Annotated in this window: 17 protein-coding genes; 10 read left to right on the top strand and 7 right to left on the bottom strand. The window is 66.7% G+C overall.

Features of this window, described 5'->3' with window-relative positions:
* Positions 1 to 104: 104 nt before the first annotated feature.
* Positions 105 to 266: a hypothetical protein gene (locus tag ACFWU2_RS00460; protein WP_169620795.1), complete on the top strand. Its 162-nt coding sequence runs from the start codon at positions 105 to 107 to the stop codon at positions 264 to 266.
* 28 nt (positions 267 to 294) lie between these two features.
* Here ACFWU2_RS00460 and ACFWU2_RS00455 read toward each other — a convergent pair whose 3' ends face one another.
* Positions 295 to 633 (bottom strand): metallopeptidase family protein, encoded by a 339-nt coding sequence (locus tag ACFWU2_RS00455; protein ID WP_378598656.1) that lies wholly within the window; start codon positions 631 to 633, stop codon positions 295 to 297.
* Between the two features lie 11 nt (positions 634 to 644).
* A complete protein-coding gene (locus tag ACFWU2_RS00450) occupies positions 645 to 1,694 on the bottom strand; it encodes a septum formation family protein (RefSeq protein ID WP_378598653.1) in 1,050 nt (349 codons plus the stop codon).
* A 46-nt stretch (positions 1,695 to 1,740) separates the two neighbouring features.
* Here ACFWU2_RS00450 and ACFWU2_RS00445 point away from each other — a divergent pair, with 46 nt between their 5' ends.
* The 3 genes from ACFWU2_RS00445 (at position 1,741) to wecB (ending at position 4,660) form a co-directional block, all read left to right on the top strand.
* Complete coding sequence (locus ACFWU2_RS00445) at positions 1,741 to 2,133, top strand: ankyrin repeat domain-containing protein (protein WP_378598650.1); 393 nt, start codon at positions 1,741 to 1,743, stop codon at positions 2,131 to 2,133.
* 10 nt (positions 2,134 to 2,143) lie between these two features.
* Complete coding sequence (gene serS, locus ACFWU2_RS00440; protein WP_169620791.1) at positions 2,144 to 3,403, top strand: serine--tRNA ligase; 1,260 nt, start codon at positions 2,144 to 2,146, stop codon at positions 3,401 to 3,403.
* 93 nt (positions 3,404 to 3,496) lie between these two features.
* A complete protein-coding gene (wecB, locus tag ACFWU2_RS00435) occupies positions 3,497 to 4,660 on the top strand; it encodes a non-hydrolyzing UDP-N-acetylglucosamine 2-epimerase (RefSeq protein ID WP_378598646.1) in 1,164 nt (387 codons plus the stop codon).
* Between the two features lie 32 nt (positions 4,661 to 4,692).
* Here wecB and wecC read toward each other — a convergent pair whose 3' ends face one another.
* Genes wecC through ACFWU2_RS00420 form a run of 3 tightly spaced genes read right to left on the bottom strand, consistent with a single transcriptional unit; the run spans position 4,693 to position 7,985 of the window.
* Entirely contained in the window at positions 4,693 to 5,946 is a 1,254-nt protein-coding gene (wecC, locus tag ACFWU2_RS00430; protein WP_378598643.1) for a UDP-N-acetyl-D-mannosamine dehydrogenase, read from the bottom strand.
* The gene (locus tag ACFWU2_RS00425) at positions 5,939 to 6,757 is read right to left on the bottom strand and encodes a WecB/TagA/CpsF family glycosyltransferase (protein ID WP_378598640.1); all 819 of its coding nucleotides are present in this window, start codon (positions 6,755 to 6,757) and stop codon (positions 5,939 to 5,941) included. The genes wecC and ACFWU2_RS00425 overlap by 8 nt, the downstream gene beginning before the upstream one ends.
* Positions 6,750 to 7,985, bottom strand: a complete 1,236-nt coding sequence (locus ACFWU2_RS00420) for a hypothetical protein (RefSeq protein WP_378598637.1) — start codon at positions 7,983 to 7,985, stop codon at positions 6,750 to 6,752. Before ACFWU2_RS00420 ends, ACFWU2_RS00425 begins: the two co-directional genes overlap by 8 nt.
* 247 nt (positions 7,986 to 8,232) lie before the next feature.
* Here ACFWU2_RS00420 and ACFWU2_RS00415 point away from each other — a divergent pair, with 247 nt between their 5' ends.
* The 4 genes from ACFWU2_RS00415 to ACFWU2_RS00400 are packed head-to-tail and all read left to right on the top strand — an operon-like array spanning position 8,233 to position 11,999.
* On the top strand, positions 8,233 to 9,510 hold the full coding sequence (locus ACFWU2_RS00415) for a methyltransferase domain-containing protein (RefSeq protein ID WP_378598634.1): 1,278 nt from the start codon (positions 8,233 to 8,235) through the stop codon (positions 9,508 to 9,510).
* Positions 9,507 to 10,301, top strand: a complete 795-nt coding sequence (locus ACFWU2_RS00410) for a glucose-1-phosphate cytidylyltransferase (RefSeq protein ID WP_378598631.1) — start codon at positions 9,507 to 9,509, stop codon at positions 10,299 to 10,301. The genes ACFWU2_RS00415 and ACFWU2_RS00410 overlap by 4 nt, the downstream gene beginning before the upstream one ends.
* Complete coding sequence (locus tag ACFWU2_RS00405) at positions 10,298 to 10,948, top strand: PIG-L deacetylase family protein (RefSeq protein WP_378598629.1); 651 nt, start codon at positions 10,298 to 10,300, stop codon at positions 10,946 to 10,948. Before ACFWU2_RS00410 ends, ACFWU2_RS00405 begins: the two co-directional genes overlap by 4 nt.
* 1 nt (position 10,949) lies before the next feature.
* Entirely contained in the window at positions 10,950 to 11,999 is a 1,050-nt protein-coding gene (locus ACFWU2_RS00400) for an NAD-dependent epimerase/dehydratase family protein (protein WP_378598626.1), read from the top strand.
* 25 nt (positions 12,000 to 12,024) lie between these two features.
* Here ACFWU2_RS00400 and ACFWU2_RS00395 read toward each other — a convergent pair whose 3' ends face one another.
* The gene (locus tag ACFWU2_RS00395; protein WP_378598623.1) at positions 12,025 to 12,591 is read right to left on the bottom strand and encodes a dTDP-4-dehydrorhamnose 3,5-epimerase family protein; all 567 of its coding nucleotides are present in this window, start codon (positions 12,589 to 12,591) and stop codon (positions 12,025 to 12,027) included.
* 62 nt (positions 12,592 to 12,653) lie between these two features.
* Between ACFWU2_RS00395 and ACFWU2_RS00390 the strand changes: the two genes are divergently transcribed.
* Together ACFWU2_RS00390 and ACFWU2_RS00385 are read left to right on the top strand one after the other, a co-directional pair.
* Positions 12,654 to 13,796, top strand: coding sequence for a transferase (locus tag ACFWU2_RS00390; RefSeq protein WP_378598620.1), 1,143 nt, complete (start codon positions 12,654 to 12,656; stop codon positions 13,794 to 13,796).
* A gap of 31 nt (positions 13,797 to 13,827) precedes the next feature.
* Positions 13,828 to 14,181: a glyoxalase superfamily protein gene (locus tag ACFWU2_RS00385; protein ID WP_378598617.1), complete on the top strand. Its 354-nt coding sequence runs from the start codon at positions 13,828 to 13,830 to the stop codon at positions 14,179 to 14,181.
* On the opposite strand, the gene ACFWU2_RS00380 is transcribed toward ACFWU2_RS00385, so the two are convergent.
* Positions 14,169 to 15,200, bottom strand: a complete 1,032-nt coding sequence (locus ACFWU2_RS00380) for a glycosyltransferase family A protein (protein WP_378598614.1) — start codon at positions 15,198 to 15,200, stop codon at positions 14,169 to 14,171. The two genes, ACFWU2_RS00385 and ACFWU2_RS00380, sit on opposite strands and share 13 nt — an antisense overlap.
* Positions 15,201 to 15,205: the final 5 nt, after the last annotated feature.

Below are 15,205 nucleotides of genomic sequence, written 5' to 3'. Positions count from 1 at the left end.
CACGCGGGTGCCGGTCCCCGGCGGTGCAGTCGCAGAGGCTAAGGTACGACGGGGCGGCGCGTGTCGCGTGCCTCGTCGTGACATCGAAAGTGGAGGTAACCGGGATGTTTGAACTCTTCGGCATGATCGTCGTCGTGCTTTCGATCGCTGTCGTGACCGTCGGCACCCTGATCCTGCTCGTGATCTCGACGATCAACCCGCATTTCATGCAGCGCAAGGCCAAGAACCCGAGCCTGGTCAAGGCCGACGCACATCGCGCCGAGTAACCAGCCCGTCAGACCGGCCGGAGAGCGCCTACCCCCAGCCCAGCTGGTGGAGGCGCTCTTCTTCGATGCCGAAATAGTGCGCGATCTCGTGGACCACCGTCACCAGTACTTCGTGGACGACGTCGTCGTCCGTCTGGCAGATATCGAGAATGGCGTCCCGGTAGATCGAAATCGTGTCCGGTAGCGACCCCGCGTAATGGCTGTCGCGCTCGGTGAGCGCGATCCCCTGATACAGACCCAGCAGATCCGGTTCCTCGTCATGGCGCGGTTCGACGAGCACCACGACGTTGTCGATCGCGCGCGCCAGTTCGGCCGGGATCTCGTCGAGCGCCTCCGAGACGAGCTCCTCGAAATGCTCGTCGCTCATGTGTACGCCCATCACGGACCCGGGAGAGGAACGGCGCCGGGCAGCGGACTCGGCAGCGACCTGCCCTCGGGCAGCGGTTCGGGCGCCACCGGCGGCTGGCCGTCGATGAGGATGTCACCCTTCGCCGATCCCGTGATGGACGCGAATCCTCCGCCTTCGACCTGCTTACCGATGGAGCAGTTGACCTTGCGGCTGCCCGCGAGCCAGCTGTCGTACCCGAGGTTGTCCCAGAACAACGTCAGCGTCTTGTTGCGGAGCGCCTGCGGGTCGCCCAGATATTCGCCGACCAGCCTCGTGCACGTCTCCTCGAGGTACCGGTCTTGATCTTCGATGCTCGGAAGACCCTCGGGGAACTGCGACGACAGATCGACCGTGGCGACGACCTCGAACGCGTGCGGTTTCGCGCAGTCGACGGGGTCGGCCGGGATGCCGTTGTTGATGCCGATGCACACTCCGGTGTCCCACGCCCGCGACTGGTCCTGCTCCGCCACCCGTCCCTGGATGGGGAGGAGATTGCCCGTCGTCGACGAGAACTGCAGACCGCACCGCAGCGTTCGTTCTCCGGCGGCCCATCCGGCCTCACCGGGATTGATCAGACCGACGCTGAATTTACCGACCGGATCGAATCGGCTCTCGAGGTAGTTCATCGCCGCCGGGACACACAGTTCGTCGCGCAGGGCGGTGAACCGCATCACCGACGGGAATCGGGAGCCGGGCCCCCACTCGGCACCGGGGAACGTGCTCAGATCGATGTCGGCGACCACCTCGAACAGGTGCGTCTGCTCGCAGTCGACCTTGGTGAGATCGCCGGCGTCGAGAGCGGTCCAGGTGAGGCAGTCGCCCGTCGATGCAGTGCCGAATGCTTCGCCCGCCACGGCGCCCGTGGTCGCCACGCTCCGGCCCCTGTCGGTGGTTCCGTCGGTGGAACCCTCGAAACCCGCTACGACGAACGTCGCGACCGCGGCGAGCACAGCGCCCACGGCGACGAATATCAGCGCGCGGCGGGTCAGCCTCGCGGAAGGCGGGCGTCGGTGGGGCTGCTGCTCAGATTCTTCGGCCATCACGTTCCATCATGCCCGTTCGTGCGGCCGGCGGTAGCGTCGGATCATGACCGATGAGCCTATAGATCCGCGAATTCTCGAGATCGCCCAGCATATGTTCGACGCGGCGCGCGCCGGCGATGCCGCGACCCTTGCCGAGTATGTCGACGCGGGGGTACCCGCGAATCTCACCAACGGTTCCGGCGACACGCTGGTCATGCTCGCGGCGTACCACGGTCATGCGGATGCGGTGCGGGTGCTTGCCGAGCGGGGTGCAGATCTCGACCGCCTCAACGACAAGGGCCAGTCGCCGCTGGCGGGCGCCGTGTTCAAGGGAGCCGAAGACGTCGTGCGGGTTCTGTCCGAAGCCGGTGCCGATCCGCGGCTCGGGCATCCCACCGCAATCGATACGGCCAAGATGTTCGGGCGCGAGGACTACCTGGAACTGTGGCAGCGGTAGGCTTCCAGTCGTGATCGACCTCAAGTTCCTCCGCGAGAATCCCGACGTCGTGCGTGAATCGCAGCGCACCCGAGGCGAAGACCCGGGCCTCGTCGATACCCTGCTCGAGGCCGACGCGGCGCGCCGTGCGGCTGTCCTCGCCGGCGACAACGCGCGAGCCGAACAGAAGGCTCTGGGTAAGAAGGTCGGTCAGGCCGCCCCGGAGGAGCGGGCCGCGCTGCTCGAAGGAGCGAAGGAACTGGCCGCCAAGGTCAAGGAACTCGAGGTCGAGCAGAACGCCGCCGAGCAGACCCGGGAGCGCGCGCACCTCGCGATTTCCAACGTCGTCGAGGGCGCCCCCGCCGGTGGCGAGGACGATTTCATCACCCTCGAGACCGTCGGTGAGCTCCCCACCTTCGACTTCGAGCCCAAGGATCACCTCGCGCTCGGTGAGTCGCTCGGGCTCATCGATATGGAACGCGGAGCCAAGGTGTCGGGCGCGCGCTTCTACTTCCTCACCGGCTACGGCGCGCTGCTGCAGCTCGGTCTGCTGCAACTCGCCGCACAGAAGGCCACCGCGAACGGGTTCACGATGATGATCCCGCCGGTGCTCGTGCGTCCCGAGGTCATGCAGGGCACCGGGTTCCTCGGGCAGCACGCCGACGAGGTGTACCACCTCGAAGAGGACGATCTGTACCTGGTCGGTACGTCCGAGGTTCCGCTCGCGGGCTACCACTCGGGCGAAATCCTGGACCTGGAGAAGGGTCCGAAGCGGTACGCGGGCTGGTCCTCGTGCTTCCGCCGCGAGGCCGGCAGTTACGGCAAGGACACGCGCGGCATCATCCGCGTGCACCAGTTCGACAAGGTCGAGATGTTCGTCTACTGCAAGCCGGAGGACGCCGCTGCCGAGCATCAGCGTCTGCTGTCGTGGGAGCGCGAGATGCTCGCCTCGATCGACGTGCCCTACCGGATCATCGACATCGCCGGCGGCGACCTCGGATCGTCGGCGGCCCGGAAGTTCGACTGCGAAGCCTGGGTGCCCACCCAGGAGCGCTACCGCGAGCTCACGTCGACGTCCAACTGCACGACGTTCCAGGGCCGCCGGCTCAACGTCCGGTATCGCGACGAGAACGGCAAGCCGCAGATCGCGGCGACCCTCAACGGGACGCTCGCGACGACGCGCTGGCTCGTTGCGCTGCTCGAGAACCACCAGCAAGCCGACGGCTCGGTGAAGGTTCCGGCGGCGCTGGTTCCGTTCGTCGGGCGTGAGGTGCTCGAGCCCGTCGTCTGAGCGGAACGGACTGTCCGAGATCAATACGGGGACAGAGTTTGTTTTTGGGCTATAAACGAGCCATAGGTCTTGAATAACGCCTAGTATCGGTCAATGCAGAAGGTGTTGGTCGTGTACGGCACTCGCCCCGAGGCGATCAAGATGGCTCCGGTGGTCTCCGAACTGCAGCGATCCACGGTCGTCGAACCGGTGGTGGCCGTCACCGGCCAGCACCGCGCGATGCTCGACCAGGTCAACTCGCTGTTCGGCATCGAACCCCGTCACGACCTCGACATCCTGACGCAGCGCCAACGACTCGAGGACATCACCTCGAGGGCACTCGACGGGGTCTCCCAGGTCATCGCCGCCGAGAAACCGGCCGCCGTGCTGGTCCAGGGCGACACGACGACCTGTTTCGCGGCGGCGCTGGCGGCGTTCTACGGCAGGGTGCCGCTCGTGCACCTCGAAGCGGGCTTGCGCACGGGAGATCCGTCCAATCCGTTCCCCGAGGAGATCAACCGCAGGCTCACCTCCCATCTGGCGTCGCTGCACCTGGCACCGACGCCGACGTCGTGCGCCAATCTCGTCGCCGAAGGCATTGCGCGGGAGAGCATCGTCATCACCGGCAACACGGTGATCGACGCGCTGCACCAGGTGATCTCCCAGGACCTTCCGCCCACGGACGACGACCTCACCCGTGTGCTCGGAGCGTCGCAACCGCTGGTGCTCGTCACGGCCCATCGCCGTGAATCATGGGGGGAGCCGATGGCGAACTCCGCCCGTGCGATCGCGACCCTCGCCGCGCGTTTCCCGCATCTGACGTTCCTGCTTCCGGCGCATCTCAACCCTGCCGTCCGGGAGATACTGCTCCCCCCGTTGATCGGCCTGCGGAATGTCGTGATCACGGAACCGCTGTGCTACAGCGACTTCGCCCGTGCCATGGATCGATCCCTTGTGGTACTCACCGACAGCGGCGGAGTGCAGGAGGAGGCACCGAGCCTGGGGAAGCCGGTCATCGTGATGCGCGAGACCACCGAGCGACCCGAAGCCGTCGCCGCGGGCACCGTGGAACTCGTCGGTACCGACGAGCATCGCATCGTGCGCGCCGTGTCACGTCTGCTCACCGATCACGATGCGTACGACGAGATGGCCCGGGCCGTCAACCCGTACGGCGACGGCCGTGCCGCCGCCCGCTCGGTCGTCGCCATCGAGAGTTTCCTGGGAACAGGTTCGGGGCCTGAGGAATTCGTCCCCGCCTCGGTGGCCCATACCGTCTGACGGACCCGGCACGATCCACCGGAACAGGTGCGTCAGCGCCACAGACCCCGGGTGTCGTAGACGACCTTGCCGGCGAGCAGGCTGCGCGACAGCGACCGGAACTGGTCGTGGTCCACCAATTCGATCACGATGTCGGCCGCCGCGATTGCATCCCGGCACCGCTCCATGCGGACGCGCTCGTATCCCTGCAGGGTGTCGGGCACCTCGGTCACGAAGGGGTCGGCGAGCAGGATCTCGACGTCGGGTAGTGCTTTTGCGATGAGTTCGACGACCTGCAGCGCGGGGCTTTCGCGGATATCGTCCACATTCGCCTTGAACGTCAATCCGAGGCACGCGATCGTCGGCTCCCGGAACCGCGCGCATTTGTCGATTGCCTGCTGGGCAACATAATTGGGCTTGGAGTCGTTGATCTCGCGGGCCGTCCGGATCAGTTTCGCGGAGTCGGGTGAGGCACCGACGATGAACCACGGATCGACCGCGATGCAATGTCCACCCACGCCCGGTCCCGGATTGAGGATGTCCACCCGGGGATGACGATTGGCGAGACGGATCACCTCCCACACGTCGAGGCCGAGTTCGTCCGAGATGTAGGACAATTCGTTGGCGAACGCGATATTCACATCGCGGTAGGCGTTCTCGACGAGCTTGGCCATCTCGGCACTCGACGCGTCGGTCAGGCAGATCTCGCCCTGGCAGAAGACCCGGTAGATCGCCGCGGCGCGCTCGGCACTGGTGGGCGTGATCCCTCCGACCACACGGTCGTTGGTGACCATCTCCACCATGATCCGGCCCGGCAGGACGCGTTCGGGGCAATGCGCGACGTGTACGTCCGCGAGTCCTTCGTCGTGCGGAAGGTGCAGGTCGGGTCGTCGATCTGCGATCCAGCGGCTGACCTGCTCGGTGGTACCGGGAGGTGACGTCGATTCGAGGACCACGATCTCCCCGCCGCGCAGTTGTTCCGCGACCTGCTCGGCGGCTGTCCGCACATACGACAGGTCTGCGGTGTGGTCGGCGTTGAACGGCGTAGGCACCGCGATGATGTACGCGTCGGCGTGAGGCACAGTGGCGCTGGTGTGCAACATCTTCGATGCCACGGCACCGCGCAGCGCCGCCGCCAGATCGGGCTCCGCGAACGGGGCCTCGCCCTCCGCGACCGCATCGACGATCCGCGGATCGATATCGACGCCCGTCACGTCGATGCCGCGGGTCGCGAGCATCACCGCGGTCGGCAGGCCGATGTAACCGAGTCCGACGACGGCGACGCTACCGGTGAAAAGCTCAGCCATGGTGCTCCCTCAGTGTCGGTCGGCCGCGCGGTTCTCCGCGTCCGGTGCGCTCGTAGGGTGGGGTGGGCCGGACGAGTTCGGCCAATGTCAGGGCCAGGAAGCGGGTGTTGGTATCGAGGTAGCGACGCCACATGCGCCGGGGTTCCTGGAGGAGCCGGTATGCCCATTCCATCCCCATGCGCTGCCACTGTTCGGGCGCCCGCTTGGTGACACCGGCCAGCACGTCGAACGACCCACCCACTCCGTGACGGAGCGGCACACCGAGTTCTTCCTCCCAGCGCCGGAGGAAGTTTTCCTTGTGCGGTGAGGGCATGCCGATGAACAGCATGTCCGCGCCCGATCCGCGGATGTCGCGCACGATGTCGGCGCACTCCAGAACATCGAAGTAGCCGTGGTGATGTCCCGCGACGCGCAGCCCGGGGTACTGCGCGGTGAGGGTGAGGACGAGGGTGTCGAGCACCTGCCGGCGTGCTCCCAGGAGGTAGACGGATCTGCCCTCGGCGTCGGCGCACTCGAGCAGCGCGGTGAACAGGTCGATGCCCGTCACCCGTTCGGGGAGGGGACACCCGAGCAGGTTGCCGGCCCACACGACCGCTTGCCCGTCCGCGAGGAGCAGGTCGCAACCGAGCAACGATTCCCGAAGTGCGCTGTCTCTCCGGAGGTTCACCGTTTTCGCGGCGTTGAGGACGCCGACGGTGAACGGAGTCCGGGAGTCGAGCGCCTCCCGGCACCGCGCCACCGCGTCGTCCATGGTGACCGGGTCCACGGGCATGCCGAACACCGTGGTGGAGCCGGCGCGGGATTCAGGCATCGGACTCTCCCGCGTCGGAGCCGGGGTGCCAGGCGTAGAGCAGCCAGCCGAGTTCGTAGGGCCGGCATTCGTTATCGACGGGCCCCGGTGGGAACGCCCGGTCGAGCCCCGGCAGGACCAGTCCGGGACGCGCCGCAGTCGTGACGGCGGACAGGGACCGAACGGCTTTTCGCGGTTCGCGACGCCCGACTTTGCGCCACACGACGTTCCGGTCGTCGCAGACGAGATCCGCCGACGACTCGGGGTGGGTGAAGAGCCAGTCCACTCCCGACTCGACCGCGGCGATGTGATCGTCTCCTCCGCATTCGCGCAGGTCGAACAACGCCATCGGTGCCATCGCGTGCTGATGGACGCTGTAGACGGGATAGCGCTCGACGACGGATCGCGCGGCAGATCGGGTCCGCGAATCGTAATGCCACCACCATTGGCCGGTGGAGCCCTGCACGGCGCAAATCCTCGACGCGGTGGCGTTGGCAGCTTCGAGAGCATCCGTGTCGCCGACGGCATCCGCGGTGCGGGCGAGGGCCTGGAGCGGGTAGACCTGATCTGCGAACGAACCGACGTGGTGACGTCCGATCTGCTTCATGTCGCGGATCCGGTGACGAGGCCCGGACGACAGGGAGTGGGGGAAGAGCCCCCCGGGGCCTTGTGCGGCCAGCAACCGTTCGGTGAGCAGGACGATCAGATCGTCGGTGTCCGCACGGTCCCGGACGGACACGGCAGCCGTGAGCGCCCACGCACAGTCCACGGTGAGCATCGGCTCACCGGACGTGCAGCGCCGTCGCAGTTCCTCGAGCACCTGCGGATCGGCGGACCCGCGCACCTCACCCGCGGCCCAGAGGGCGAGCGCGAGCACACCCGTGTCGTGGTGGTCGTGCGCGGTGGCGAGCACGCTCGTGACGAGGTCGTCCGCGGTGCCGCCGCGAAGGATGTGCCGCTGGATGTCGGTGGGGAGACGGCCGATTCCCAGCGCCGCGATCGCGGTGTAGCGCGGACTGTGGCCTTCGGGGTGCAGCGCCGTACCGGACGGCGTGCGGACAGCGCGCATGGTCTGTGGGAAGTCGATGCCCGAATACATGCCGGCGAGTCCCCGCCGGGCGAGTGCACCGAGATGCCGGACCCGGGACGCGGTCTCCACGTCGACAGCCTCGATCCGGGACCGACGGTCTCCGGTGCGGTCCGGGGCCCGGTTCCGGTGGACGCTGCTCACGGGTGCTGTGTCCGTCATGGGTTCCCCTCGTGCGATGACGCCGTTCGGTTCAGAGGTACCGGCTCGACTCGGCCGTCAATAACCTGATGTAAGAGTAAACAAAAGCGTAGAAAAAGTCTTGTAGTTTGTTTAAACCGTTGTTTGCAAACTTGGAATGTGGTTAGTTGGGGGAAGCTGAACCGAACGTGGCTCCGTGAATCCCTTCCGGCGACCTTCACCGGGGTGCCGGGAGTTGAGGGTCTCCGGACAGAAAGGGCGGCAGCCCGTGCGATGTCGACTGTGTGACTCCGACCGGTTGTCGAGTGTCGTGGACCTCGGCGCGACACCACCGTGCGAAAAATTCCTCCGCGCAGACGAACTCGACGCGCCCGAGACCACGTACCCGCTCCATCTGCGCGTGTGCGACGAGTGCCTGCTGCTGCAGATACCGGCTCTCATCACGCCGGAGGAGACCTTCACCGAATACGCGTACTTCTCGTCGTTCTCGGAATCCTGGGTGCGTCACTCGCGGACGTTCGTCGAGGACGCCACCGCGAAACTGGGCCTGAACGACTCCTCACTGGTCGTCGAAGTCGCGAGCAACGACGGCTACCTCCTCGAACATGTAGTGGAGAAGGGCATTCCGTGCCTGGGCATCGAACCGTCGATCAACGTCGGTGCTGCGGCGCGGGAACGCGGAGTCCCGACCGTCACCGCCTTCCTCGACGAGGAACTCGCGCGGTCGATCCGGCGCGACCACGGGCCCGCCGACCTGGTCGTCGCCAACAACGTCTACGCACACATCCCGGACCTCCGAGGATTCACGAGGTCGCTGCGCGGGCTTCTCGCCGACGACGGCTGGCTCAGCATCGAGGTGCACCATGCCTTGAATCTGGTGGAACTCGGGCAGTTCGACACGATCTACCACGAACACTTCCAGTACTACACGGTGCTCAGCGCCCAACGGGCTCTCGCCGTCGCCGATCTCGCGGTGGTGGACGTCGAACTGCTCCCCACCCACGGCGGTTCGATCCGGGTGTGGGCACGTCCCGCGTCCGCTGCCGGCGAACCGGGTCCCCGTGTAGCCGAGGTGCTCGAAGCGGAACGCCGGGCCGGGTTGCACGACGTCACGGGCTACCTCGATCTGGAGTCGCGGACACGGAGCGCGCGACAGGAGCTGTTGCGGTTTCTGCTCGAGTGCCGGGCGCAGGGCCGGAGCGTGGTCGGCTACGGCGCACCGGGTAAGGGCAACACGTTGCTCAATTACTGCGGAATCCGTTCCGACCTCATGGAATACACCGTCGATCGCAATCCCTACAAGCACGGCCGCTTCACTCCCGGCACGCGCATCCCCATCCTCGATCCGAAGCAGATCGAGAAGGACCGGCCCGACGTGGTGGTCGCGCTGCCGTGGAATCTCGAGCGGGAATTGACCGAGCAGTTGCGATTCGTCGCGGACTGGGGCGGGCAACTGGTGTTTCCCCTCCCCGTACTCCATACCGCGTTCGGTGGACCCGATATCGCGACCGGCGCCGACACCGACCTCAGGAGGCTCGTGCCATGAAAGTTGTCCTTTTCTGCGGCGGATACGGCATGCGGATGCGCAGTGCACTCGACGATCCGATCCCGAAACCCATGCAGATGGTCGGGCCGCGACCGCTGTTATGGCACGTCATGCGGTACTACGCGCACTTCGGGCACAAAGAATTCATTCTGTGTCTCGGCTACGGCGCTCAGAAGATCAAGGAGTACTTTCTCGACTACCAGCCGGCCCACTGCAACGACTTCGTGTTGCGGGGCAATCGGGTCGAACTGCTGGACAACGACATCAGCGACTGGTCGATTTCCTTCGTCGACACCGGACGGGAATCCGCGATCGGCGAACGGTTGCGGCGTGTCCGCGACCACCTGGGCGGCGATCCCTATTTCCTCGCGAACTACGCCGACGTGCTCACCGACGCGCCGCTCGACGACGTGATCGAGAAGTTCCACGAATCAGGCGCGGCAGCGTCGATGCTGGTGGTCCCGCCTCAGTCGTCGTTCCACTGCGTCGATGTAGCGAACAACGGTGAGATCAAGGAGATCACACCGGTGAGCATGCTGCCCGTGTGGGAGAACGGCGGCTATTTCGTCCTGAGTCAGGAGATCTTCGACTATCTGCCACCGGGTGGGGATCTCGTGGCGGACGTGTGCGGGGCACTGGCGGGTGAGGGCAGGTTGTACGGCTACCGGCACGAAGGATTCTGGAAACCCGCCGACACCTTCAAGGAACGCGCCGAACTCGACGACGGCTACGCCCGCGGTGTCCACCCGTGGACGGTGTGGGACACCGACACCACGGTGCCGGTTCCATGATCGGCCTCACCCCGGCATCCGTGCGGGAGGTGGCGGTCCTCGGAGCGCACTGCGACGACATCGCGATGGGAGTCGGAGGCACGCTGCTGACCCTCGCCGCACGGCATCCGGGACTGCGGGTGCGAGCGTTCGTTCTGTCCGGGGCCGACACTCCTCGCGAGATGGAGGAGAGCCACGCCTTGCGGGCGCTGTGCCCGCAGGCCGACCTGGAACTGAGCATGCTCGACATTCCCGACGGGCGGGCACCCGGATATTGGGAGTACGTCAAACTCGCGCTCGAGTCGTTCGGCAACCGCTGCGAACCCGACATCGTGTTTGCACCCCAGCGCGCAGACGCGCACCAGGATCACCGTCTCGTCGCGGAACTGACGCCGACCGTGTTCCGGGACCATCTCGTGCTCGGCTACGAAATCCTCAAGTGGGAAGCCGACACTCCCCGCACTGCGATCTACCACCCCCTCAGCCGGGAAACGGCGGAGGAGAAGGCGCGCATTCTGCTGAAGCACTACCCGTCGCAGGCCGATCGAGACTGGTTCGACGAGGAGGCGTTTCTCGGGTTGTCGCGGTTGCGGGGCGTGCAGTGCCATCATCCGCACGCGGAGGCATTCGTGATGGAGAAGGCGATCGTCCGATTCGGAGGTTCCTGATATGCGAGTACTCGTCACCGGCCACCAGGGGTATCTCGGCTCGGTCATGGTTCCGGTACTCCAGGAAGCCGGCCACGAGGTGGTGGGCCTGGACTCCGGGCTGTTCTCGGAGTGCCTGTTCGGACCCGCACCGGTCGAGCCTCCCGCGATCGATGTCGATCTCAGGGACGTGACCACCGCACACCTCGAGGGGTTCGACGCCGTGGTGCACCTGGGCGCATTGTCGAACGATCCGCTCGGGGCACTCGATCCGGAGATCACCTACGAGATCAACCACCGCGCGTCCGTGCGTCTCGCCCGTCTCGCGAAGGACGCCGGGGTGCGCCGTTTCCTGTACGCATCCACGTGCTCGGTCTACGGATCGGCAGGGACGGACCTGGTCACGGAGCAAGCACCGCTACGGCCGCTGACGCCGTACGCGGAGAGCAAGGTCCGGGTGGAAGCGGACGTGGCCGCGATCGCGGACTCGGGTTTCTCGCCGGTATTCCTGCGTAACGCCACCGCCTTCGGCTTCTCTCCTCGCCTGCGCGCCGACATCGTCCTCAACAATCTCGTGGCGTCGGCGGTGCTCACCGGCCGGGTACGGGTGCTGTCCGACGGGACGCCGTGGCGTCCGCTGGTACACGCTCGAGACATCGCCGCAGTGTTCGGCCGCGCGCTGGTCGCCCCGATCGACCGGGTGCACTGCGCGGCCTACAACGTGGGCACCGAAACGAACAACGTCACCGTGGCACAGATAGCCGATGCGGTGGCGGAGGCGGTGCCGGGATCCGAGGTCGTGATCACGGGGGAGAGCGGTCCCGATCCCCGCTCGTATCGGGTCGACTTCTCCTCGATGCGAACGGCATTCGGCGACGATGCCGTCCGATGGACCGTTCCGGAGGGTGCCGCCGAACTGTACAGCGCGTATCTCGCCTACGGAATGACCGGCGACGCGTTCGCTCATCGGTACACCCGCCTCGCCCACCTCGAGAAGCTGCGGAAACACGGGCTCGTGGACGGCACCTTGCGAGTCCAGCGCGACCCCCAACCGGTGACGCCGGGTGGCTGACAGCACCGAGTGGAGGCGGCGGGAGTCAGAGCTTGTCGAGCAGATCCTGCCAGGACCCCGCCGACGCGTCGCGCGGGCTGATCGTGGTGACCGGCAGCGGCCAGTCGATGCCGAGGTCGGGATCGTCGTACGCGACCGCGAGGTCTTCGAGCGGTTCGTGCGCCCGGTCGATGCGGTAACACACGTCGGCGGCTTCGGTCAGGGCCTGGAATCCGTGGAGAAACCCCGGCGGGATGAACACATGCGCGAAATCCTCGTCGTCGAGCAGGAAAGACTCCATCCGGCCGAACGTCGGAGAATCTCTCCGGATGTCGACCACGACGTCGTGCACGGCGCCGCGAGCGCATCTCACGAGTTTGGCCTCACCCCGCCCCGCGCGCCCGTGCATGCCCCGGATCACCCCGCGGTGCGACCGCGACTGAGAATCCTGGAGGAAGTCGCGGGCGCGGGTTGCAGGGGAGCCGGGCTGCTCGTCGAGGTAGAGGTCGAACAGTGCGGCATCGAACGTGCGCGTGAACAACCCGCGTTCGTCGCGAAAAGGTTCGGGCCGCAGCAACAGAACATCGGTCAGGCCGGTCGTGTCGATTCGCACCCGCTCATCCTGCAGGACCGAGCTGCACAGTCGCAACCGCTACCACAGCAAGGGAATTCGAGATGACGAACCGGTGCCGCGGTTGTGACCGGCCGGGCGCGGTGCGCGTCGTCGACCTCGGTGCGCTCCCGCAGGCCGACTTCTTTCCACCCGCCGGTACACCGCCCGGTGTCCCGGAGTCCCCGCACCTTCTCGCGATGAACCTCTGCCCGGCGTGTGGACTCGCCCAACTCGCCGAGGATGACACTGTTCCCGACGAACCACGGGGAGTGGAACCGCTGGCACTGCAACTCCAGGCTGCCGACGCGGTACGCACCGTCGCGGATGCCGGCCGGTTGCGAGGCGATACCGTTCTCGAATTCGGGAGCCCGCACGGAGGAACGTGGCTCCCGATGCTCGACGAGCACGGTCTCCACAGTGTGGTCGACGGCCCCGCCGATGTGGTGCTCGACTGTTTCGGCATCATGCACGAGCCGGACCAGCGGGCCGCATTCGCCCGGCGCGCCGAGGCGGTCGCCGACGACGGTGTGCTGCTGCTGCAATTCCATTCCCTGCTTGCCATTCTCGGCGGTGAGCAGTGGAATGCCCTGCGGCACGGGCATTTCGCCTATTACTCCCTGACCGCACTCCGGTACCTGCTGGCCGACGCCGGACTGCACATCGACGCCGCGTGGCAGTTCGATCTCTACGGCGGCACGGTGCTCGTCGCGGCCGGACGCGAACGTCCCTCTCGGGAGGACGCCACCGTCGCCCGGATCCTCGCAGACGAGCGTGCCGCGGGGGTGTGCGACCCGCAGGTCGTGCGGCGACTCCACGATGCCGCGGACCGGCAGACGGGCGGGCTGCGGCGATCGCTCGAGTCCGCGGCCTCCGCAGGCACGCGGGTCTACGCATACGGTGCGGCCTCACGGGCGGTCGCGCTGTTCGCCCGTGCCGGGATCGACAGCGGGCTCGTCGCCGGCGTCGCCGACGCATCACCGCTCAAGCAGGGTCGACGGATGCCCGGAACGGACGTGCCGATCGTCGATCCTCCGGCGCTGCTGGGCGCGGACCCCGATGTGGTCCTGCTGACCCTGCCCGACCTGCTGCCGGAATTGCGGGAGCGGTTTCCGGAACTCGAGGGCCGGTGGGTGCTGCTCGGGAACGAACCGCTCGGCACACTCTCCGTCCGGAACGGTCGACACCCCGGAGTAATGCGCCCATGATCGGAGATACCCGCTGCACGCTGGAGGACACATGCATGCCAGGCGTATCACCACCAATCTCCATGTACCCGACGTCGAGTCGGCGAAGGGCTTCTATCGCGACTTTCTGGGGCTGAGCACCGACGAGTTCGACATGGGCTGGGTGGCGCGTCTGACCTCGCCCGACACGGGTGCCCACGTCCAACTGGTCACCCACGACGCCACGGCACCCGAGGACTCGGTGATGTCCGTGCACACGGACGACGTCGACGCCGCGTACGACGAGGCCCGGCGGCTCGGTTACGAGATCGTCCACCCGCTGACCACGGAAGAGTGGGGCGTGCGCCGATTCCTGGTCCGGGCACCGGACGGCAACGTCGTCAACATCGTGCGTCACCGCGACTGAACGCGGGACGTGATGCCGGCGGTCACGCGACTCACGGCCGCGGCAACCCGCTGCTTGGCGGGATACAGCATCCGGACCGGTCCCGGGGCCACGGTCACCGCACTCAGTGCCACGGCCGCCCGGACAGTGTGTCGGTGGGAAAATGCCGCCCTCGCTGCTGCTCGCGCGTCGGGCAGGTCGCCGTCGCGGAACGCCCACCGTGCCCGGCGCAAGGATTGGTGATAGCGCAGGCGCCGCAGCGTCGCGTCGAGTGCCTCGAAGTCCTCCTGCGTCTGCGCCCACTCCGCTCCGGACTCGAACGACCGGATGAGTTGCCGTTCGAAGTTCTCGACGGTGGATTCGTCGCGGGAGTCGGAGTCGCCGCGCAACCGGTACCGGGCGAGCCGATCGGGAATGATGCGGACGTCGAACCGCGACGCGAGACGCAACCAGACGATCACCGATTCGTCGACCTCTTCGAGTCCGGATGCGTACGCCGACACCGCCTCCCATGCCTCACACCGGATCGCCGCCGTGTAGTACGGCACCTCGCCCCCGAGAACGTCTCGTACCGTGAGGCGTTCGTCGCCCGCTCGTCGTCGCGCTGTCCCGATCGAGCGCATGTATCCGCCCGGCAGCGGGCCGTCGTCGGTGAACAACTGGGCGTCGCAGGCCACCGCGGCGACGCCGGGGACCGCATCGAAAACCGCTCCGACGCGGGCGCAGAACTCGGGCATCAGATGATCGTCGCTGTCGAGCACACACAGAAACCGCCCGCGAGCCCGGGCGACTGCGGCGGCGATACCTCCGGCATATCCGCGATTGTCCTGACGCACCAGCCTGATTCGAGGATCGGCGAGGTACGGTTCGACGACGCGAGCCATCTCGTCGGACAAGCCGTTGTCCACCACCACGAGTTCCCAGTCGCCCCTGGTCTGCGCCAGGACGGACTCGATCGTCTCCGGTATGTACCGTTCGGTGCGGTATGCGGTGGTGAGGAAACTGAACGCGGCCGGTGACGTATCGGTGCCGGAATCCATGACGG

Source organism: Rhodococcus sp. NPDC058639, assembly GCF_042717545.1.
Classification (GTDB): domain Bacteria; phylum Actinomycetota; class Actinomycetes; order Mycobacteriales; family Mycobacteriaceae; genus Rhodococcus.
The sequence above is the reverse complement of the archived record's forward strand: the minus strand, read 5'-3'. Positions and strand labels throughout refer to the sequence as shown.

Excerpts from the sequence above, each read along its gene's own strand:
- ACFWU2_RS00460 (WP_169620795.1), top strand. The coding sequence starts at position 105 with ATGTTTGAACTCTTCGGCATGATCGTCGTCGTGCTTTCGATCGCTGTC.
- ACFWU2_RS00450 (WP_378598653.1), bottom strand. The coding sequence starts at position 1,694 with ATGGCCGAAGAATCTGAGCAGCAGCCCCACCGACGCCCGCCTTCCGCG.
- wecC (WP_378598643.1), bottom strand. The coding sequence starts at position 5,946 with ATGGCTGAGCTTTTCACCGGTAGCGTCGCCGTCGTCGGACTCGGTTAC.
- ACFWU2_RS00420 (WP_378598637.1), bottom strand. The coding sequence starts at position 7,985 with ATGACGGACACAGCACCCGTGAGCAGCGTCCACCGGAACCGGGCCCCG.
- ACFWU2_RS00405 (WP_378598629.1), top strand. The coding sequence starts at position 10,298 with ATGATCGGCCTCACCCCGGCATCCGTGCGGGAGGTGGCGGTCCTCGGA.
- ACFWU2_RS00390 (WP_378598620.1), top strand. The coding sequence starts at position 12,654 with ATGACGAACCGGTGCCGCGGTTGTGACCGGCCGGGCGCGGTGCGCGTC.
- wecB (WP_378598646.1), top strand. The coding sequence starts at position 3,497 with ATGCAGAAGGTGTTGGTCGTGTACGGCACTCGCCCCGAGGCGATCAAG.
- ACFWU2_RS00410 (WP_378598631.1), top strand. The coding sequence starts at position 9,507 with ATGAAAGTTGTCCTTTTCTGCGGCGGATACGGCATGCGGATGCGCAGT.
- ACFWU2_RS00455 (WP_378598656.1), bottom strand. The coding sequence starts at position 633 with ATGAGCGACGAGCATTTCGAGGAGCTCGTCTCGGAGGCGCTCGACGAG.
- ACFWU2_RS00445 (WP_378598650.1), top strand. The coding sequence starts at position 1,741 with ATGACCGATGAGCCTATAGATCCGCGAATTCTCGAGATCGCCCAGCAT.
- ACFWU2_RS00385 (WP_378598617.1), top strand. The coding sequence starts at position 13,828 with ATGCATGCCAGGCGTATCACCACCAATCTCCATGTACCCGACGTCGAG.
- ACFWU2_RS00380 (WP_378598614.1), bottom strand. The coding sequence starts at position 15,200 with ATGGATTCCGGCACCGATACGTCACCGGCCGCGTTCAGTTTCCTCACC.
- ACFWU2_RS00425 (WP_378598640.1), bottom strand. The coding sequence starts at position 6,757 with ATGCCTGAATCCCGCGCCGGCTCCACCACGGTGTTCGGCATGCCCGTG.
- ACFWU2_RS00400 (WP_378598626.1), top strand. The coding sequence starts at position 10,950 with ATGCGAGTACTCGTCACCGGCCACCAGGGGTATCTCGGCTCGGTCATG.